Raw genomic sequence first — 18,689 nt, 5'->3', positions numbered from 1 at the left:
CCTTAAGACATAGCCTTAGTACAGGCTATGTGAATTATCTTCAATGTGTTTGTTGGTAATCACGCCCCACATCTTGTAGTAACACCAGGTGGTATAGATCAGGATCAGTGGAACAAAGATACATGCAGCAACGGTCATGACTGTTAAGGTATTTTTACTAGATACCGCATCCCACATGGTCAGACTTGCAACCGGGTTAATGCTTGAAGGCATCAGGAAAGGAAACAGGGCAAAACCAGCAGTCAGGATGGCACCGATGACAGCCAGAGATGAACCCAGGAAGCTCAAGCCTGCTTTGTTTTTACCTGCTGCCAAGACAATGATCAAGCCACCCAAAATGCCGGCAATTGGAGCAGCCATTGTGATTGGATACGTCGAGTAGTTATTCATCCAGCCTGGATTGGCATTGGTCAATACTTCTTTGGCCAGCGGGTTGGCAACACCATTGGTATCAAAAGGTGTAACTAAGGTATAGCCCTGAATGCCACCAAAATACAACCATGCACCGGCTGCCAGGAAAGTTGCTAAATACACTAGTCCCATGATTTGTGTTGCTTTGGCAGAACGTTGGCGTAGGTCACCATCAGTACGCAGCATTAACCATGCACCACCATGTGCACACAGCATCGATAAACTGACCAGACCACAGACAATCGCAAACGGATTCAGCAGGGCAAAGAAGCTACCAGTATAAGTAGAACGTACAGTTTCATCTAAAGTAAATGGTACACCCAGGAACATGTTGCCGAATGCCACACCGAAGACCAATGCAGGCACTGCACCACCAATGGCTAGACCCCAGTCCCATGAATTGCGCCATTTGGTATTTTCCAGTTTTGAGCGATAGTCAAAACCGACCGGACGCAGGAATAGGGCAAACAGTACCAGCAACAGTGCCCAGTACATGCCAGAGAAGGCGGTTGCATAGACCATTGGCCAGGCAGCGAACAAAGCACCGCCGGCAGTAATAAACCAGACTTGGTTACCGTCCCAATGCGGGGCAATGGTATTGATCGCTGCACGGCGCTCGCTATCATTTTTGCCCACAAATGGCATGATCGCCATAGAGCCCATATCGAAGCCATCGGTGAGGGCGAAGCCAATCAGCAATACGCCGACCAGCACCCACCAAATGATTTTTAATAATTCATATTCGATCATGCTTGAGTCTCCCCATTTGCCTTCTCTGCAGCTGCAAGCTTTTCAAAATGGTATTTACCGGTATGCAGTGAGCTTGGGCCAAGACGTGAGAACTTGATCATCAGATACATCTCAATAATCAGTAACACGGTATAGAATGCTGCCAATGCAAGGATTGAACCCCAGACATCACCTGTACTTAAGCTTGATGCTGAAAGATGCGTCGGTAATACCTCACCAATGGTCCAAGGTTGACGACCTACTTCTGCCACATACCAGCCAGTTTGCGCAGCAACCCAAGGCAGAGGAAGTGCAAATAATGCAAATTTCAATAACCATGGTTTGTTTTCAGCATTACGTTTTGCTACCGCAAAAGTTGCCAGTGCAAATAGAAGTAGCATCAAGAAGCCAGAAGCAACCATGGCACGGAAGGCCCAGAACAGACTTGGCACGTGTGGAATGGTATCTTTAGCAGCTGCTTTGATTTGCTCTTCAGAGGCATCAACGACATTTGGCGTGTATTTCTTCAGCAGCAGACCGTAACCGAGGTCTTTTTGGCTTTCTTCAAAAGCGGTTTTCAGTTCTGGAGACTGATCACCAGCACGTAATTTTTCCAGTTGCGAATAGGCCACCATACCATTACGGATACGCGCTTCATGCTGAACCAGCAGGTCCTTAATACCTGTAACTTGTTCAGTCGTAGAACGTGTAGCAATCAGACCCATTACATAAGGAATTTTCACTGCATAATCTGTAGTCATGGTTTCCTTATTCGGGATACCGAACAAAGTAAATGGCGCAGGTGCAGGGTGAGTATCCCATTCTGCTTCAATCGCTGCCAGTTTGGTTTTCTGTACATCGCCCAGCTCATACCCTGATTCATCACCCAGTAAAATCACTGAAAGTGTAGAAGCAAGCCCGAAGATGGCTGCAATGGCAAAAGAACGGCGTGCAAAAGGCAAGTCACGTTTTTTCAGCATGTAGTAACTTGAAATAGCCAGGACGAAGATGGCACCTGTGACATAACCGGCAGATACTGTATGTACAAATTTAACCTGAGCGACCGGGTTAAAGATCAATGCAGCAAAGTCCACCATTTCCATACGCATGGTTTCATAGTTAAATGCCGAACCGACCGGGTTTTGCATCCAGCCATTGGCGACCAGAATCCAGAGTGCGGACATGTTCGAGCCTAAAGCCACCAGCCAGGTTACTGCCAGATGTTGCACTTTGGACAGGCGATCCCAACCAAAGAAGAACAAGCCAATAAACGTCGATTCAAGGAAGAAGGCCATCAAACCTTCAATCGCCAGCGGTGCACCGAAAATATCACCGACATAATGCGAGTAATAAGCCCAGTTGGTTCCGAACTGGAACTCCATGGTCAGGCCGGTGGTTACCCCTAAGGCAAAGTTAATACCAAACAGTTTTCCCCAGAACTTGGTCATGTCTTTATAGATTTCTTTGCCGGAAATCACATAGGTGGTTTCCATAATGGCAAGTAGAAAAGCCAGGCCTAAAGTCAGTGGAACAAAAATAAAGTGATACATCGCGGTCATGGCGAACTGGAACCGCGAGAGATCGACCACGCTTTCAGAAATCATCAACGTGTCTCCTGGATTTGGGAAGGATTGCCGGCGATACGCTCGGCGACTTGGTTGTCAAAATTTTTAGGAATCGTAGGCGCATCAAACCAGATATTTTTAATTATCATGAGTAAAATAACCTTGATAATTAAAATAGCAGTTATTTCTCTAACCACTCTCTGGTTTAGATTTTTGGGAACTAAGCTCATTCGACTAAGCCTGTTATATGACTTGTTGTATATTATTAATCTATTGTAACTAAAAAATAAATAGACGATACAGTTTAAATAAATATATATTTACAAGTATCTGAAAATAAAAAATATATATTTATATGAGTTAAAATTTATTCTAAATATTTTTTATTATTTTATGTAATTTTATTGGTTTTTAAATCCGACTAAAATGCTTATATTTATATATTCGAATGTAGATTGTTTTAGTTGGATTAATATTTTTTAATCTGATTAAAATGCTTGGTTTTAAAATAAAGAATAAAATTAATCAAACTAAATTGGTTGGTTTTATAAGAGTTGAATATCAGTGTCACAATCTTTCTCATCATTTTATATTGATTAGGACTTACGCACTGTTATTTATAGACTCTCTGTGGTAGCAGATGATTTTTATCGAGAATAAAGTCATCAATGAAGTTTTTGATCATTGGTCTAAATAATTTCTTCTGCCAACGATATACATTTTCAAAGATCCCCTCAAACTGGTTCTTTTGTATCTCAACGTAGGCCATTAAGGCTGAAAAAATATGATTCAAAATCAGTTTAGACCGTCTTACTTGAAACTTTTCAATATGACAAACCTGTTTAATCACTCGGTGATATTGTTCTATTTTCCAATGACTTGAATGTAATTCATGAAAACCCTCAAAGGACAATAAATCATCTTCATCTTGATACACAATATAAAACCTCTGCTGTTCTTTTAACTGAGTCTTAAATAATTGTACAAAGCCAAAATCTTTGAGCCAGACCACTTGACCCTGATGGAAATTCGGCAATAAACGCAGTTGAAACCATTGTCCTTTTTCAGGGGAAACCTTACGGTTACAGTCGATACCAAACATAAATCGAATACCATGTTTTCTTATGGTTTTTAGATTTGCAGTCGATGAATACCAACTATCACCTGTAATAAATTGAATCTTTGCACCCCAACTAAGTACTTCACTTAACATATCCATAAAGTAATCATTCTTGGTTTTACCCTCAGATTTGTCATAAATTCGGAAATTAATTGGAATATTTTGACCATTCTGATCTGTCGCATACAAGGTAATGAGATTAATCCCCTTGACGGATCGGTGGTGTTTGCCTGACCAAAAATAGCTAACCAAGTCCATATGTTGACTATATGGTTTATCTAAAACAGTATCATCAATACTGACTATAAGTTTATTATTATCAATATGTTGAATTGCTTCTTGATATAGGTCGTGAGGTGTGTAGTCTTCACGCTCTAGAAAGCGATTTACACTATCATGCGAGATATTATAAGTCTCGGCAAGTTGTGTGCAGCTAATAGAGTTCGGTTCTGTCATGAGAAAGCCCATATAAATGGGTAATGTACAAGTTGCTGTAGAAGCATGTTTAGTTCGTCTGATCACAGATACTTTATAAACTATTTTAATACTTTTTTGAATCCGTCAATGCGTAAGTCCTATTGATAAAAAACACGCCAAAAAAAGAACATGCTGGAAACATGTTCTTTTTAAGCTTGGTGAGGGTGGCTAGACTTAGAAGTCGTAACGCATGCCTAGAGATAGACCAGTTGCATCTTCGCCACGTGCACCACCCACGTTATTTGAACGTGCTTGAGCCCACGGTGTTAAGTTTGAATTTTCATCATTCAGTACAGTTGCCAAGTTTGCATATACACGTACTGCTTTGTCTAAACGATGTTCTACACCAAGTGCCAATAATGTTGCATTTGCATCATCTGCATCGACATCGCGGTGGAACACTTGACCACGTAGATACGTTTTTGGTGCAAATTTATATTCACCGGCTACACCAAATACTTGTACATCTGGGTTTGCTTCAGAATTATCATGTTGAAGGAATTGGTATAAACCACCCAAGTTGAATTCAGGTGTGATTTTGTAAGCACCAGCAATACGGAAACCATCGCGTTCGCCACGACCTGCATCTTCTTCATAATGTTCATAGGCAGCAGCAAAATCAACTTTGCCTTCTTTATAGGTTAAAGCGAGATCGTATGCTTTATCATCGCGATTATCTTTATTAGTAGTAGTTGTGGTTCCCGGTACGACTACTGTTACTGGACCATTCACAGTTTCAATTACAGTAGTTTTTGGTGAAGACGTTGATACGCTATCAGGGCTATTACCTTCGTGTAAAGAAAGTGCTGCTAAAACATTAAAGCCACCGCCAAACTTAGGTGATTTATATTCAATTGTATTGGCATTACGTTCATCAAAACGCAGGTTGCCTACACGCGTGACGTTACGAACATCACCAACCATATCGCCAAAGAAGTTGACTGGGCCACGTGCTACTTTGAATGGGCTGTCAAAACGGCCGATACGCGCTTGACCGAAATCACCTTTTAAACCAACAAAAGTATCACGAGTTGCAAATTCAACATCATCATTTGCAGAACCACTTGCAAAGTTAATTTCCTGTTCGATTTGACCAAATACGGTCATACCATTTTCTAGTTTTTGTTCAGCTTTAAAGCCTAGGCGTGAAGAGTTTGAAGAAAGACCTACTTCGTTATAATCCTGGCCATCATCCAGATAATCTAAAGAAACGTGTGCACGACCATACACTTTAACATCAGCAGCAGCTGCCATTACTGGTGTTAAAATTGTTGCCCCGATTGCTAATGCAGATAACGTTTTTTTCATGTGTTGCTCCAATAAAGACTTTTTTATTCATCGTCTTAAAAACAAGTTTCAGTATTGTTTTGAAACATCTACTGCTCTATTGGTGCCAAGTATTCATTACAAATAAGTCAATATGATTAAGGAAATATTTCAGAAATATTAAAGACAATCATTACCTTATTTTTTATAGGATTATGAGTGGGGTAAGCAGGATTGATGCAAATACAGCTAAGCTCGGTGTTTGCTGCAAAACTTAAAAATAGGCTAGGTGACTTTTATTGATATTTTAGTGGCTTAATTCAGGGTGAAATACATCAGACATAAAAAATGGAGCCGAAGCTCCATTTTTAGGTATTAAGAATAGCTTAAAGGGCAGCTTTAATTTTCTCAGCCAGCGCTTTAATTTTTTCCTGGTCGCCCATCTGTGCTGCATGTTTGCCCAGATTGTGCAAAGAGGTAGGAACCAGATGGAAATGTACGTGTGGTACGGTCTGACCCGCTGCGGCACCTGATAATTGCATCAGCACGATACCGTCCACACCTAAACCTTTTTCAATGGCTTTTGCAACTTTCTGTACGATCTGAATCGTATAGGCTGCAGCTTCAGGTGGTAGATCCAGTAAAGTGATCGCCGGAGTTTTCGGAACCACCAGAGTATGACCTTCTGCCTGAGGCATGATGTCCATAAATGCAAGAACCTGGTCATCTTCATACACTTTTATCGCAGGAAGTTCACCGCGTAGAATTCGTGCAAAAATATTCTGATCATCATAAGTCATAAGTACATTCCTTGAGCGTTATTAAACTGAATTATTTACAGTTCAATTCTTTCTGACGATCTTTGATCGCGTCAAGACGTTGTTGCTCTTTTTCCGAGAATTTTGGTTTGGTTGTATAGCAATTGTCATTACCAAACTTGGCTTTTGCTTCAGGATCTTTGAAACAGAAACCTTTAGACGCATAAATCACGTCATGATCATTTTTTAATTTTTTGCACTCTTGTTCAGATGCAAGAACCGATGTTGAAGCCCCGAACAAAGTTGCAAAGCCAATCAATGCTGCAACAGAAAATTTCTTCATGAGAGTTTCCTCTGGGTTATCCACTATATGTGCCTGCCTACTAGTCACAATATGAGGTTTCGTTATCATTATTCAATGGCGAGATATTACTCGATGGTAATATTACTCCATGATTCATACATTTTCACAGCACTGGAAAAATCACTGTTTTTATCCGACAGATCGCTGGCCGCCTGAATCAGATTCTGGGTCAACGAGAGCACAGGCGCAGAAAGTTTGGCTTCACGCGCAAGGTCGATTGCGATACCTGTATCTTTGGCCAAGAGTGGCAGGGCAAAGGTTACAGGAAAACTTCGGTTTAAAATACGCTGTGGCAATACGGTTTCAGTCACCATACTTTTACCACTTGAAGCATTAATACAATCTAGCGCTTCATGCAGATTTATTCCATGCGCTTTTAAGGTAGTAAAGCCTTCTGCGACAGCACACAGGTTTACAGCCATTAACATATTATTTACGGCCTTCACTGCAAAACCCGCGCCAGATTCACCGACATGCTTGATCAGTTTGCCAAAAGCCTGCATCGCAGGAAGGGCTTTTTCATAACCCTCTGTATTACCGCCCACCATCACGGTTAAAGTGCCATTTTCAGCGCCAATGGTTTGACCGCTGACCGGTGCATCCAGAAAGATTACCCCATGTTCAGCCAGTTGTACTGCCAGTTTTTGGGCAGAATCCGGTACACCACTGGTGCAGTCGACCCAGACTGAACCGGATTTAAGCGACAGATTTTCCAGAAGTCGTTCAACGTCAGCGCTGGTGGGCAGGCAAGAAAAAATTACATCTGCCTGTACGGCCTGTTCAAGTGTGACGGCTTGGGTGCCATATTCAGCCGCATGTTGCTCTGCCTTGTTAAAGCTGCGGTTCCAGACATAGACCGTATCAAACTGCTTGGGTAAATGTGCTGCCATACGAAAACCCATTGCACCTAGGCCGATAAATGCCACTGACTGAATCATGCTGTACCCTCTGAATATGTTTAAAGCTATTTAATATTTTTTCTGGTGCGGGGAATCTACACTAAGCATCAAGACATGTAGAGCGCTGCACCAGCCAGGTCGTCATTTTGGGCCAGAATGTATTGGCCGTTTTCTGGTTCGACATTAGTCCAAGATGACCACCCGGTATAAGAGTAAACGTCTTATCCTGGCTACTTGTCAATTCCATCAAAGGCTTAGCCGACTGTTCTGTGACAATCTGATCGGTTTGACCTGCACCTACCAATAGGGAACAGCTGATATTTTTAAGATCAACGACACGGCCATCCAAAGTGATAGAACCCCGTTTTAAAGGATTTTGCAGCCATAAGTGCAGTACCATGTCCTGATTAATCCCGCCTGGATAATCGATCATCTTGTTCAGGAAATTCCCCATGGTGGCGTGTTCATAGACATCTTCGACATGATCTAGATTTAACAGAAACTGTTTCTGGCTTTTGAGCCAGCCAATCGGATCGAGTAATTTAAAGCCCAAGGCATTTACAATACCCGGCGTATGAATATATTGCTTTGGAATCAGTCCTTGATGAATGGCTTGTTGCAGATTTTTGTTTTTAGAAATCAGTTTATTGGTTGTAGAAAAAAGTTTGCCGACACGTCCTGACGCATAACTGTCGATAGGACTGCCCACCACGATCAGATTCTTGACATGTTCAGGCGAATGCAGGGCGGTATAGAGCGTGACAAACACGCCAGCCATACTCCAGCCATGCAGGGAAATGAACTGACTGCCCGAATGCTTGCAGATGGTTTCAATGGATTGAGGAATGGCTGCATCAATAAAAGATAAAAAGTTCAGGTGGCGATGTTTAAAGTTAAAACGTTTCCATTCCACCAGATAGACATCAAAACCGCTATGCTGAAAATGCTTGACCAGAGAGCGATAAGGATACAGATCATAAATATCCATATTAATGGCCAAGGGTGCGATGAAAACCAGAGGCTCCTTATATTTTTTTTCAGGTGAAGCGTAATAACGAATCTTGCAAAACTCGGTGCCGGCAATATATTCAAAAGGGTTTTTTTGCGACAGGATCAGTGAGGAGGCATTAAACATCCGGGTGCTGAGGTGTTTCAATTTTTTTTGCTGGCGCTGAAAGTTTTGTTTTAACTGAATCATGTAAATAAAATATCCGTATCCGCGGGAGGATTGATCGAAGTCTAAGCAATAATCGCTTATTATGCCTTGACCTGAAATAGCTTAGGCGCTCAAAATGTTGGCAAATTTTTACAAAAGGCAGCCTGAGGGCTGAGGTAAAGCGATGAGCCAGCAAGACGATATTTCTTACCAATTAGAAACTTTAGCCATTCGTACCGGCCATACCCGCACTTTTGAAGGTGAGCATGGCGAACCGATTTTTCTAACATCGTCCTTTGTTTATGAAAATGCTGCAGAAGCCGCAGCCAAATTCTCAGGCCAGGAACCGGGCAATATCTATTCTCGCTTTACCAATCCGACCGTTGCCATGTTTGAAAAGCGTCTGGCTGCACTTGAAGGTGCAGAGCGCGCCGTCGCCACCAGTTCGGGTATGGCAGCCATTATGGCAGTGATGATGGCTTTTTTAAAAGCAGGCGATCACGTGATTTGTTCACGTGCAGTCTTCGGTTCTACGGTTTCCATGTTTGAAAAATATGTCGCAAAATTTGGCGTCAGTGTTGATTTCGTCGATTTGACCGATCTTGATGCATGGAAAAATGCCATCAAGCCTGAAACCAAAATTCTCTTTGTTGAATCTCCATCGAATCCTTTAGCAGAAGTAGCCGATATACAGGGACTCGCCGATATTGCGCATGCCAATGATGCTTTACTGGCGATTGATAACAGCTTCTGTACACCTGTATTACAACAACCACTCAAATTTGGTGCAGACCTGGTGGTGTATTCTGCGACTAAATATCTGGATGGTCAGGGCCGCGCCTTGGGTGGTGCTGTTGTCGGTAATTATAAGCTGCTTGAAGAAATTTTTGGCTATGTGCGTACTACCGGCCCGTCAATGAGCCCATTCAATGCCTGGGTTTTTCTAAAAGGCTTGGAAACACTACGTTTGCGTATGCGTGAACATTCAGCAAGTGCCCAACAACTGGCTGAATTTTTGAATCAGCATCCAAAAGTAGAAAAAGTATATTATGCGGGCCTGCCTGAGCATGTCGGTCATGAACTGGCAGCAAAACAGCAGAGCGGTTTTGGTGGCATTGTGTCTTTTGAGGTGAAAGGCGGTCGTGAAGCCGCTTGGACGGTGATTGACAATACCCAGTTTATCTCGATTACCGGGAATCTGGGCGATGTAAAATCGACTATTACCCATCCGGCAACCACCACACACGGTAAATTATCGCCTGAAGCCAAAGAAGCAGCAGGTATTCGCGAAGGTTTAATTCGTGTTTCTGTTGGTTTAGAAGAGATTGGTGATATTATTCGTGATATTACTCGTGGTTTAGATCTTATCTAATTTTATAAATTTATGTTCGGAGATATTTATGAACATTAATATGTTGATGCAGCAAGCTCAGCGCATGCAAAAAGAAGTTGAAAACAATGTAAAAAAAGCCAAAGAAGAGCTGGCACAAACTGAAGTGCATGCCGAAGCGGGCGGTGGTTTGGTCAAAGTCACCATGACTTGCCGCAATGTGGTGAAGCGTATCGAAATCAACCCTGAATTACTTCAGGATGATCCAGACATGATCGAAGATCTGATTGCTGCTGCAATGAATGATGCTGCGCGTCAGGCAGAATTGGTCTCTGATGAAAGAATGAAAGCAGCAAACTCGGGTATGGGTTTACCACCGGGTCTGGCAGGTATGTTCTAAGGAAGAATGCGCAATGTTTAGTGATCGTTTTGATCAACTGGTTCAAGCATTACTCATTTTGCCAAGCGTTGGGCCGAAATCGGCTCAACGTATGGCATTGCATATGATCATGAAAAATCGTGAAGGTGCAATTGGTCTGGCGCATGCGTTGACTGAGGCGACCAACTACATTCATGAGTGTTCGGTTTGTCATTCATTGACTGAAGATGAAGTGTGCAATATCTGTACGTCGCTAGATCGTGATGATGAATTGCTCTGTGTGGTGGAATCACCTGCAGATGTTATGGCGATTGAGCAAAGTGGCAGCTTTAGAGGGAAATACCATGTACTGGGCGGGCATTTGTCACCGCTCGATGGGATTGGTCCTGAAGAAATTGGCATTCCGTATTTGTTGCACCGTTTGGCCAATGGTCAGGTGAAGGAAGTCATTCTCGCTACTAATGCGACGGTAGAAGGTCAGGCCACGGCACATTATCTGGTGGAAGCCAGCAAGCATTTGCCGATCCAGATGACTCGAATTGCCCAAGGTGTACCACAGGGTGGTGAACTGGAATATGTCGATAGTCATACCTTGAGTCAGGCCGTACATAACCGGATGCGCATGAAGTAAGATAGACTTAAAAATCTTGTTAGTTTTAATATAAAAAAGATATTATTTAAAATCCAGAGCCTAATAAATAAGGGGTATTTTTGCTAGATAGAGCAGAATTAGCGTTATTTTTTATACAAAATTCTATAGATCAGTTAATATGGATCTATCGAGAATCTAATCTTAGACTCAGTCTTTATGTTTCAATTTATTCAACATCAAAACGATTTATACCCTGTGCTGAACCTGATGGATCAGAGTTCTGTTTACGGGCTGGATACCGAATTTATCAAGGTCGATACTTTGTGGCCGAAACTGGGTGTGTTTCAGATCAATGTAGACAACAAGGTCTATTTGCTGGATGGAACCACCCTGGATCTGACTGAGTTCTTCAATAAAGTTTTTAACGCCCAGCAGAATATTTTTCATGCTTGTAGCGAAGATATAGATCTGCTTTATCACTATACCCAAAAGAAATCACTGACCAATGTGTTTGATACCCAGGTCGGTATGTCTTTTCTGGGGCATGGTCTGCAAGTCAGCTATCAGAATGCGCTCAAACAGATGCTGGAAGTCGATATCGAAAAAGACCAGACCCGTTCTAACTGGCTGGCACGTCCTTTAAGTTCAGAACAATTACTTTATGCGGCCAATGATGTGCATTATCTGGTCAAGCTGTCTGACAAAATCAAACAAGAGCTGGATACGAAATACCTACTGGATTTTGCCTTGCAAGACTGTCGTTTCTTGACTCAGGAAATTGGCGAAGATACCCCAACTGCCTTGTTGTATCAGGATGTCGGCAATTACCGGCATTCACGCCGTCAGCTGATGCAATTGCAGCAATTAATGGTTTGGCGTGATCAGATTGCCAAAGCACTGAATCAGCCACGCAGTTTCATTTTGAAAAATGCCAGCATGATTGATCTGGTGGAAAAATTCCCGCGCAATAATTTCCAGCTGAGTCATGTGAAAGACATTCGTTCGAATGTGGTTCGTGAGCATGGCAAAACCATTTTAGATTTATTGAAATTCCTGCCGGAGCCGGCAAATTGGCCTTTACGTCTGGCACGTCCAATTCGCCATTCTTCCAAAGATATTGGCGAAAAAATTGATTCAATTATTCAACATGTGGTCAATGAAACCTCGATTCCCAAAGAAGTGCTGATGCGCAAGAAATGGTTGAATGCACTGTATCAGCATGTAGTTTTTTACAAGGATGAACAGGATCTGCCGGATTATCTGCTTGGCTGGCGCTATGAGTTATTAACTCAGCCACTGATTCAGGTATTGCATCAGGATGAATCTTATCTGTCTACCCAGATGAAAGTCAGCGAGTGATTGGTTGCAGGATTGGTTAAAGAAAAAGCAATTATACAAAATCACGACTGATGCATGAGACGTGGCTAATGTTTCTGTCTTTTTTTTGATGTATCCTTGCGGTTGTTTTTCCAGAAAAGTCGTTTGAAATATGCAAGTGTCTATCTACAAATCCAGCAAAAAAAGTGAAATGTATCTGTATGTGGCGCGTCCTGCGAATGAAAGCGAAGCTGAAACATTCGAACCTTTAAGCGTATTGACTGAAGCAGTACAGGCAGCATTTGGACGTGCGACTTTTGTCATGCATCTTGAATTAAGCGAATCACGTAAACTGGCACGTGCCAATGTCTTGCATGTCATGGATTCTATTGAAACCCGCGGTTTCTTCCTGCAAATGCCGCCAGAAGGCTTGATTGATCCAAATGCTGTGGCACCAGAAGGTTTACGCGGTGCTTAATGTTGATTCAGGAGTTGTGAAATGAATGGTTATGTGGGTGTATTAGACTCAATTCCTGAACAGAGCATTGCCGTTGCAGTTTATCTGCTCGGCAGCCTGATTGCTTTATGGTGCTGGTATGGCGTGACCAAGCGTCTGCCTAAACCCATGGGCGGTTTTTTGTGGATTGTGGCCTTTGCCATTCTGCTAACACCGACGGTATCTGAGGGGGCGAATGCATCCATTGCACCCGCGATCTTTGGTCTGTTATTTGGGGTGCTGACCAAAGAGCAGTCCCTGGTTTGGATTAATGCGTCACTTATTTTATTTGTCATTGGGATTGGATCTGTGGTTGGCTATTGCTGGTCGACCTATGTGTCGAACAAAAGCAATATTCGTGTTCACGAGAAAAGTTCACCGCTGTAAGTAAAAAATAAGGTTCAATCATGTCTGCTGATATTCAACAATTTTCAGGTACCGATCAGTACATTGCGACTGACAGTTTAAAACTTGCGGTGAAAGCTGCACGCAGTTTGCAAAAACCGTTGCTGGTCAAAGGTGAGCCGGGTACAGGTAAGACTTTGCTGGCCGAGCAAGTCGCAGAAAGTCTGGGTTTGAAGCTGATCACCTGGCACATCAAGTCCACTACCAAAGCACAACAAGGCCTGTATGAATACGATGCCGTATCCCGCTTGCGCGATAGTCAGTTGGGTGATGACCGTGTCTATGACATCAAGAACTACATCAAGCCGGGTAAATTATGGGAAGCGTTTACCAGTGAAGAGCGCTGTGTCCTGTTGATTGATGAAATTGATAAGGCAGACATCGAGTTTCCAAATGACTTGCTGCATGAACTCGATAAAATGTCGTTCTATGTATACGAGACTGGCGAGACCATTACGGCAACTCAGCGCCCAATCGTGATCATTACCTCAAATAATGAAAAAGAATTGCCAGATGCTTTCCTGCGTCGTTGCTTCTTCCATTACATCGAATTCCCGGATGAAGCCACCATGCGTGAAATCATCGATGTGCATTTTGCCAATATCTCGACCACATTGGTCAATGAGGCTTTGCAAGTCTTCTTTAAATTACGTCAGATTCCGGGTTTAAAAAAACCACCTTCAACTTCTGAACTGATCGACTGGCTCAGCCTGCTTATGGCTGACGACATGCCGGAAGATATTCTGCGCAATACTGATAAATCCAAAGCAATTCCGCCCCTGTACGGCGCATTAATCAAGAATGAGCAAGATGTGCAGTTGCTCGAACGTCTAGCATTTATGTCACGTCGTTAAGGGAGAAACACGCATGTTTGTGCGACTGTTTTATACCTTACGCAAATACGGCGTGCCGGTATCGACTCGTGAGCTGATTGACCTGAATCAGGCGGTTGCTGCAGGTCTGGTGTTTGCCGATCAGGATGAATTCTATCAGCTTGCCAAAACTATAATGGTCAAGGACGAGCGCTATTTCGACAAGTTCGATCGCGCCATGAAAGACTATTTTGATGGTATCGCGACCTTTGATCTGGATGAGCTGCTGAATCGGGTGCATAAGCTGCCCAAAGACTGGTTCGATCTCGAATTACTCGAGAAGCATCTGACCCCGGAGCAGCGCGAAGATCTGAAAAAAGCCGGATCGCTAGAAGAACTGATGAAAATGCTGGAAGAGCGTCTGCGCGAACAGCATAAAAAACATCAGGGCGGCAACAAGATGATTGGTACCGGTGGCACTTCACCCTTTGGTGCCTATGGCGATCATCCTGAGGGTGTGCGTATTGGTGGGCCGGGGCGTAAGCGTTCTGCGGTGAAAGTCTGGGAGCAGCGTCAATACCGCAATCTGGATGATGAACAGATTTTGGGTAGCCGCCAGATGCAGATGGCATTGCGCCGTTTGCGTAAGTTTGCCCGTCAGGGTGCAGCCGAAGAGCTGGATATTGATGGTACGATTCGTGAAACGGCCAAGCAGGGCATTCTGAATGTACAACTGGTGCCCGAGCGTCGTAACCGTATTAAAGTTTTAATGCTGTTCGATGTCGGTGGTTCGATGGATGCGCATATTGCCCAGTGTGAAAAGCTGTTCAGTGCTGCGAAAACCGAATTCAAAACCCTGGAATATTTTTATTTCCATAACTGTCTGTACGACTATGTCTGGAAAGATAATGTCCGTCGTTCCAGTTCACGCATGAATACCTGGGATTTGTTCAATACCTATGGTCGCGATTACCGCGTGATTGTGGTCGGTGATGCCAGTATGGCACCGTATGAGCTGAATTCTGTCGGTGGTTCTGTTGAATATATGAATGATGAAGCTGGACAGGTCTGGTTACAGCGTCTGTGTCAGCATTTTGATAAAACTGCCTGGCTGAATCCGGAAGAAGAAAAATACTGGCATTACACCCATACTATTGGTCTGATCCAGCAAATATTTGAAAATCATATGTTTCCAATGACGCTGAAAGGCATTGAAGACATGACTAAATATCTGGCGCGTTAATTCCATTTATCTATAAGTGACTTTAGTTAGAGTTATTAGTGATTTAAAACAAATTATTCTAGTATAAAGTCACTCATTATCTTTTATTTAAAATCTCGGGCATGATTATGACTCATCAAATTAATGGTATTGCCTTACCCAATGAAGAGGGTTTTTTTGGTCGATATGGCGGTCAGTTTATTCCACCCGATCTGAAACAGGCCATGGATGATATTAATGTGGCCTATCAGGAAATTCGTCAGACTGAAGAATTTCAGAATGAACTGAAAGACCTGTTTGCTCATTACGTCGGTCGTCCAAGTCCACTATTTCATGCCAAACGCCTTTCTGAACAGCTTGGCGGGGCGCAGATTTATTTAAAACGTGAAGATCTGAATCATACCGGCGCACATAAGATCAATCACTGTCTGGGTGAAGCTTTACTGGCCAAATATATGGGCAAGACCAAAGTCATCGCAGAAACTGGTGCCGGCCAGCATGGTGTTGCTTTGGCAACTGCATGTGCCTTGGTGGGTATCCCATGTGAAATTCATATGGGTCAAGTGGATATTGAAAAAGAGCATCCAAACGTCGTCAAGATGAAAATTCTGGGTGCTAAACTGATTTCTGTGACTCGCGGTACAGCTACGCTTAAAGATGCAGTCGATAGTGCTTTTGAAGAATATTTAAAAGATCCGAAAAATTACATCTATGCTATCGGTTCGGTGGTTGGACCACACCCATTCCCGATGATGGTACGTGATTTTCAGTCGATTATTGGCGATGAAATTAAAGTTCAGACCAATGAACGTTTTGGTGCAAATCCTGATTATATCGTTGCTTGTGTTGGTGGTGGTTCTAATGCAGTCGGCGCATTCACTGCATTTTTAAATGAACCGGATGTGAAGCTGGTTGGCGTTGAGCCAGCAGGTCATGGTTTAGATACCGATATGCATTCAGCTACTTTAACTCTAGGTAAGCCGAGCCAGTTACATGGTATGGCCTGTTATGTTCTGGAAGATGAACAAGGCGAGCCATTGCCAGTGCATTCAATTGCTTCTGGTCTGGATTATCCAGGTGTGGGGCCACAGCATAGTTTGCTGAAAGATTTGGGTCGGGTCGAGTATACGACTGCGACCGATCAGGAATGTCTGGATGCATTCATGACCTTGTCACGCGTAGAAGGCATTGTACCTGCATTAGAAAGCTCACATGCGGTGGCTTGGGCCATTCGTGAAGCAGGGAAACTGCCAAAAGATACCAAGATTGTAGTGAACTTATCGGGTCGTGGTGATAAAGACTCAGATTACGCTGCAGAAAAATTAGGTCTCAACTGATTTTATTCAGAAGGTTAATCTAGAAAATCCCGGTACACGTACCGGGATTTTTTATGGATCAGATATAAAACTTTATCTTGGTGTCACTTAAGTGATCTTCAAATGCCTTAGAGAAAGCTAGATGGTGTTTTAACCTGAAATATATTGCTGTAACTGTTCAATTAATTTGCGTTGGTCATCCATGGCGGCTTTGACCAAATCCCCAATTGAAATCAGACCGATCAGTTTTTCATGTTCGACTACGGGTAAGTGGCGTAGGTGGCGTTCAGTCATCAGAGATAAACAGTCTTCTACGCTAGTAGCTGTATTTACGGTAATCACTTTAGAGGTCATGATCTCATTAACAGTGGTGTCGAATGAGGTTCTTTGCATCAGGGCGATCTTACGCGTGTAATCCCGCTCTGACAAAATCCCCACCACGTTGTCTTCATGGGTTACCACAAGCGCCCCGATTCCTTTATCCGCCATCAAGGTGATGGCCTCTAAAACGGTAGAATCTGGACGGATGGTATAAATAGCTTGATGCATTTTTTCACTGAGCACCTGTGCCACATTGGTCATGCTTAATCATCCTTATTGGTCAATTTATTATTAATCCTAGAGTATGTATTCAACCTGAACATCTCTAAGTGTTTAGGTTTTAGTCTTTATAAATAGCATGTTATTTAAGCAATGTGCAGTCTTTGTTGCGAAAAAAACAGATGACGCATCTGTGCAGCAGTCAGTTTGAGTTTGGTTCCATTGGTGTTGAACAGCGCTGGCGTAACATTCAGTCGCGACAGGGTCGGCAATAACGCATTTTCAAAATCTTCAGAATTGATTTTACGTGGAATGTAATCCGGCCAATGTTGCTGGGCATAATTTTTAGCATCCAGCGGATTGAGCCAGAATGGAAAGATACAATCTTCCTGGTCACGCATCATCGCCCAGCCTTGGTGATATGCGCCCCATAGCTCGCCACAATTCATCAAAGATTTAAGCATCGTGATCTTTAACAGAAAGTTTTTGCAGATCGGATCAATTTGAATAATTTTTCGTGGTTTCATTAGAATAAAGTGCTATTGGAGTTCAGGCTCTATTCTAGGAACTTTATATGAAATTACTGTTTCAGCTTTGCAAGGATTCGTAAGAAAATATGTATTGATTGCTATTTATTGAAAAAAGGGCTGAAAAAAACGCCACCTAGGTGACGTTTCTTTATGCTTGCATGGTGGCCATGTTTTGCCAGTACTGGGCTTTGAGTGAATCTCGTTCTACACGGAAACCTTGATAATAAAGTTCTGCTAAAAAGAGCGCTGCTTTACCATGGCCTGCACGAGCGGCTTCTTCAAGCTGTTTTACCGCATCAGCAAAGTTCATTTGCGATTGAATGGTATTCACGGCATCTGCGTACAGATGTTCCAGATCGTGTTGAGAGAGTTGTTGTATCATATAAAAACTCCTTAATTTTAATTATGATTACAGGATAGACTATTTAGTCTAAATACAAATATAAATTAGTATTGTTAAACTAATATTACAAAATAATGGAAAAGTCAACTATTCGATTTTATTTGTTTACTTCAGTTATAGTTTAACTGATTAAACTATACACAACTATAAATATTATTAAGCTACATTGTAAATGGATAGCAAACAATAAGGAGAAGGCCATGATGACAAGAACTCTAGATGGTGTGAAATTTGATATGCCTCCGACTGCAGGTCAAATTATGGAACTTGCCGATTTGCATCGTAAAAAACTCGATCAAGCTATATTCAGTAAATATACCCATCTAGGCGATTATGGGCTGGCACAACGTAAAGAAGTCTACGACTTTACCCGGGCGCTGGACGAAAACCAGCGTGAGCAGTTTTATAAACTCTATAATGGTGAGCTGGTCCGCATTGCAGATGAGGATCGCTTACATCCGCCTGAAGCAGAAGCCGGTTTAAGTAAATTTGCAATTGCACTGGTATTACTTGTTGTTGCATTGGTGCTGTATTCAACAATTATTACTAGAATAATGAATTAATGCCCAAAATAGCAGGATTCAGCTCTTGTGAATATTCAG

At 42.6% G+C, this 18,689-nt stretch carries 22 protein-coding genes; 10 read left to right on the top strand and 12 right to left on the bottom strand.

All coding sequences use genetic code 11. The features are described from left to right. Positions 1-15: 15 nt before the first annotated feature. The 9 genes from cydB to HGD77_RS08590 all read right to left on the bottom strand — a co-directional run bounded on the left by cydB (position 16) and on the right by HGD77_RS08590 (position 8,787). On the bottom strand, positions 16-1,161 hold the full coding sequence (gene cydB / locus HGD77_RS08630; RefSeq protein WP_004731264.1) for a cytochrome d ubiquinol oxidase subunit II: 1,146 nt from the start codon (positions 1,159-1,161) through the stop codon (positions 16-18). After that, positions 1,158-2,744, bottom strand: a complete 1,587-nt coding sequence (locus HGD77_RS08625; protein ID WP_004731262.1) for a cytochrome ubiquinol oxidase subunit I — start codon at positions 2,742-2,744, stop codon at positions 1,158-1,160. The genes cydB and HGD77_RS08625 overlap by 4 nt, the downstream gene beginning before the upstream one ends. Beyond that, the gene (cydP, locus tag HGD77_RS08620) at positions 2,744-2,935 is read right to left on the bottom strand and encodes a cytochrome oxidase putative small subunit CydP (protein ID WP_004645265.1); all 192 of its coding nucleotides are present in this window, start codon (positions 2,933-2,935) and stop codon (positions 2,744-2,746) included. The genes HGD77_RS08625 and cydP overlap by 1 nt, the downstream gene beginning before the upstream one ends. A 383-nt stretch (positions 2,936-3,318) precedes the next feature. Further along, on the bottom strand, positions 3,319-4,347 hold the full coding sequence (locus HGD77_RS08615) for a transposase (protein ID WP_080591915.1): 1,029 nt from the start codon (positions 4,345-4,347) through the stop codon (positions 3,319-3,321). Positions 4,348-4,476: 129 nt separating this feature from the next. Continuing rightward, positions 4,477-5,610: a porin gene (locus HGD77_RS08610; protein WP_004731260.1), complete on the bottom strand. Its 1,134-nt coding sequence runs from the start codon at positions 5,608-5,610 to the stop codon at positions 4,477-4,479. Between the two features lie 344 nt (positions 5,611-5,954). Then, the gene (locus HGD77_RS08605; protein ID WP_004278705.1) at positions 5,955-6,368 is read right to left on the bottom strand and encodes an HIT family protein; all 414 of its coding nucleotides are present in this window, start codon (positions 6,366-6,368) and stop codon (positions 5,955-5,957) included. 31 nt (positions 6,369-6,399) lie between these two features. Next, complete coding sequence (locus HGD77_RS08600) at positions 6,400-6,669, bottom strand: YARHG domain-containing protein (RefSeq protein ID WP_004278704.1); 270 nt, start codon at positions 6,667-6,669, stop codon at positions 6,400-6,402. Between the two features lie 86 nt (positions 6,670-6,755). Next, on the bottom strand, positions 6,756-7,628 hold the full coding sequence (locus HGD77_RS08595) for an NAD(P)-dependent oxidoreductase (protein WP_004731256.1): 873 nt from the start codon (positions 7,626-7,628) through the stop codon (positions 6,756-6,758). 61 nt (positions 7,629-7,689) lie between these two features. Further along, positions 7,690-8,787 carry an alpha/beta fold hydrolase gene (locus HGD77_RS08590; RefSeq protein WP_004731255.1) on the bottom strand — a complete coding sequence of 366 codons (1,098 nt, stop codon included), beginning with the start codon at positions 8,785-8,787 and terminating at the stop codon, positions 7,690-7,692. 142 nt (positions 8,788-8,929) lie between these two features. Here HGD77_RS08590 and HGD77_RS08585 point away from each other — a divergent pair, with 142 nt between their 5' ends. The 9 genes from HGD77_RS08585 to trpB all read left to right on the top strand — a co-directional run bounded on the left by HGD77_RS08585 (position 8,930) and on the right by trpB (position 16,635). After that, on the top strand, positions 8,930-10,117 hold the full coding sequence (locus tag HGD77_RS08585) for an O-succinylhomoserine sulfhydrylase (RefSeq protein WP_004731253.1): 1,188 nt from the start codon (positions 8,930-8,932) through the stop codon (positions 10,115-10,117). Between the two features lie 28 nt (positions 10,118-10,145). Continuing rightward, positions 10,146-10,475 (top strand): YbaB/EbfC family nucleoid-associated protein, encoded by a 330-nt coding sequence (locus HGD77_RS08580; RefSeq protein WP_004731251.1) that lies wholly within the window; start codon positions 10,146-10,148, stop codon positions 10,473-10,475. Positions 10,476-10,488: 13 nt separating this feature from the next. Further along, a complete protein-coding gene (gene recR / locus HGD77_RS08575; protein WP_004731249.1) occupies positions 10,489-11,085 on the top strand; it encodes a recombination mediator RecR in 597 nt (198 codons plus the stop codon). Between the two features lie 177 nt (positions 11,086-11,262). Further along, entirely contained in the window at positions 11,263-12,405 is a 1,143-nt protein-coding gene (locus HGD77_RS08570) for a ribonuclease D (RefSeq protein WP_004731246.1), read from the top strand. Positions 12,406-12,535: 130 nt separating this feature from the next. Beyond that, the gene (locus tag HGD77_RS08565) at positions 12,536-12,841 is read left to right on the top strand and encodes a YcgL domain-containing protein (protein WP_004278695.1); all 306 of its coding nucleotides are present in this window, start codon (positions 12,536-12,538) and stop codon (positions 12,839-12,841) included. Between the two features lie 21 nt (positions 12,842-12,862). Beyond that, entirely contained in the window at positions 12,863-13,246 is a 384-nt protein-coding gene (locus HGD77_RS08560; protein WP_004731244.1) for a hypothetical protein, read from the top strand. Positions 13,247-13,266: 20 nt separating this feature from the next. Then, positions 13,267-14,118: an AAA family ATPase gene (locus HGD77_RS08555; protein WP_004278691.1), complete on the top strand. Its 852-nt coding sequence runs from the start codon at positions 13,267-13,269 to the stop codon at positions 14,116-14,118. A gap of 13 nt (positions 14,119-14,131) precedes the next feature. Beyond that, positions 14,132-15,319 carry a vWA domain-containing protein gene (locus HGD77_RS08550; RefSeq protein ID WP_004731242.1) on the top strand — a complete coding sequence of 396 codons (1,188 nt, stop codon included), beginning with the start codon at positions 14,132-14,134 and terminating at the stop codon, positions 15,317-15,319. A gap of 107 nt (positions 15,320-15,426) precedes the next feature. Continuing rightward, positions 15,427-16,635 carry a tryptophan synthase subunit beta gene (gene trpB, locus HGD77_RS08545; RefSeq protein WP_035341010.1) on the top strand — a complete coding sequence of 403 codons (1,209 nt, stop codon included), beginning with the start codon at positions 15,427-15,429 and terminating at the stop codon, positions 16,633-16,635. Between the two features lie 129 nt (positions 16,636-16,764). Here trpB and HGD77_RS08540 read toward each other — a convergent pair whose 3' ends face one another. The 3 genes from HGD77_RS08540 to HGD77_RS08530 all read right to left on the bottom strand — a co-directional run bounded on the left by HGD77_RS08540 (position 16,765) and on the right by HGD77_RS08530 (position 18,066). Beyond that, positions 16,765-17,196 carry a CBS domain-containing protein gene (locus HGD77_RS08540; protein ID WP_004278688.1) on the bottom strand — a complete coding sequence of 144 codons (432 nt, stop codon included), beginning with the start codon at positions 17,194-17,196 and terminating at the stop codon, positions 16,765-16,767. Between the two features lie 104 nt (positions 17,197-17,300). Next, positions 17,301-17,681, bottom strand: coding sequence for a DUF2750 domain-containing protein (locus HGD77_RS08535; RefSeq protein ID WP_004278687.1), 381 nt, complete (start codon positions 17,679-17,681; stop codon positions 17,301-17,303). Between the two features lie 151 nt (positions 17,682-17,832). Next, a complete protein-coding gene (locus tag HGD77_RS08530; protein WP_004278686.1) occupies positions 17,833-18,066 on the bottom strand; it encodes a hypothetical protein in 234 nt (77 codons plus the stop codon). Positions 18,067-18,290: 224 nt separating this feature from the next. On the opposite strand from HGD77_RS08530, the gene HGD77_RS08525 reads away from it, so the two are divergent. Next, positions 18,291-18,650, top strand: a complete 360-nt coding sequence (locus tag HGD77_RS08525) for a hypothetical protein (RefSeq protein ID WP_004278683.1) — start codon at positions 18,291-18,293, stop codon at positions 18,648-18,650. Positions 18,651-18,689 lie beyond the last annotated feature (39 nt).

The sequence above is a fragment of the Acinetobacter sp. NEB149 genome, from assembly GCF_012516415.1.
Taxonomy (GTDB): domain Bacteria; phylum Pseudomonadota; class Gammaproteobacteria; order Pseudomonadales; family Moraxellaceae; genus Acinetobacter; species Acinetobacter lwoffii_V.
The sequence above is the reverse complement of the archived record's forward strand: the minus strand, read 5'-3'. Positions and strand labels throughout refer to the sequence as shown.

What these genes read in the sequence shown, in the direction of transcription:
- cydP (WP_004645265.1), bottom strand. Translation starts at nt 2,935, where the DNA reads ATGAGCTTAGTTCCCAAAAATCTAAACCAGAGAGTGGTTAGAGAAATA.
- HGD77_RS08530 (WP_004278686.1), bottom strand. Translation starts at nt 18,066, where the DNA reads ATGATACAACAACTCTCTCAACACGATCTGGAACATCTGTACGCAGAT.
- HGD77_RS08535 (WP_004278687.1), bottom strand. Translation starts at nt 17,681, where the DNA reads ATGAAACCACGAAAAATTATTCAAATTGATCCGATCTGCAAAAACTTT.
- recR (WP_004731249.1), top strand. Translation starts at nt 10,489, where the DNA reads ATGTTTAGTGATCGTTTTGATCAACTGGTTCAAGCATTACTCATTTTG.
- HGD77_RS08550 (WP_004731242.1), top strand. Translation starts at nt 14,132, where the DNA reads ATGTTTGTGCGACTGTTTTATACCTTACGCAAATACGGCGTGCCGGTA.
- HGD77_RS08605 (WP_004278705.1), bottom strand. Translation starts at nt 6,368, where the DNA reads ATGACTTATGATGATCAGAATATTTTTGCACGAATTCTACGCGGTGAA.
- HGD77_RS08555 (WP_004278691.1), top strand. Translation starts at nt 13,267, where the DNA reads ATGTCTGCTGATATTCAACAATTTTCAGGTACCGATCAGTACATTGCG.
- HGD77_RS08580 (WP_004731251.1), top strand. Translation starts at nt 10,146, where the DNA reads ATGAACATTAATATGTTGATGCAGCAAGCTCAGCGCATGCAAAAAGAA.
- HGD77_RS08560 (WP_004731244.1), top strand. Translation starts at nt 12,863, where the DNA reads ATGAATGGTTATGTGGGTGTATTAGACTCAATTCCTGAACAGAGCATT.
- trpB (WP_035341010.1), top strand. Translation starts at nt 15,427, where the DNA reads ATGACTCATCAAATTAATGGTATTGCCTTACCCAATGAAGAGGGTTTT.
- cydB (WP_004731264.1), bottom strand. Translation starts at nt 1,161, where the DNA reads ATGATCGAATATGAATTATTAAAAATCATTTGGTGGGTGCTGGTCGGC.
- HGD77_RS08590 (WP_004731255.1), bottom strand. Translation starts at nt 8,787, where the DNA reads ATGATTCAGTTAAAACAAAACTTTCAGCGCCAGCAAAAAAAATTGAAA.
- HGD77_RS08585 (WP_004731253.1), top strand. Translation starts at nt 8,930, where the DNA reads ATGAGCCAGCAAGACGATATTTCTTACCAATTAGAAACTTTAGCCATT.
- HGD77_RS08540 (WP_004278688.1), bottom strand. Translation starts at nt 17,196, where the DNA reads ATGACCAATGTGGCACAGGTGCTCAGTGAAAAAATGCATCAAGCTATT.
- HGD77_RS08570 (WP_004731246.1), top strand. Translation starts at nt 11,263, where the DNA reads ATGTTTCAATTTATTCAACATCAAAACGATTTATACCCTGTGCTGAAC.
- HGD77_RS08625 (WP_004731262.1), bottom strand. Translation starts at nt 2,744, where the DNA reads ATGATTTCTGAAAGCGTGGTCGATCTCTCGCGGTTCCAGTTCGCCATG.
- HGD77_RS08525 (WP_004278683.1), top strand. Translation starts at nt 18,291, where the DNA reads ATGACAAGAACTCTAGATGGTGTGAAATTTGATATGCCTCCGACTGCA.
- HGD77_RS08600 (WP_004278704.1), bottom strand. Translation starts at nt 6,669, where the DNA reads ATGAAGAAATTTTCTGTTGCAGCATTGATTGGCTTTGCAACTTTGTTC.
- HGD77_RS08565 (WP_004278695.1), top strand. Translation starts at nt 12,536, where the DNA reads ATGCAAGTGTCTATCTACAAATCCAGCAAAAAAAGTGAAATGTATCTG.
- HGD77_RS08595 (WP_004731256.1), bottom strand. Translation starts at nt 7,628, where the DNA reads ATGATTCAGTCAGTGGCATTTATCGGCCTAGGTGCAATGGGTTTTCGT.
- HGD77_RS08610 (WP_004731260.1), bottom strand. Translation starts at nt 5,610, where the DNA reads ATGAAAAAAACGTTATCTGCATTAGCAATCGGGGCAACAATTTTAACA.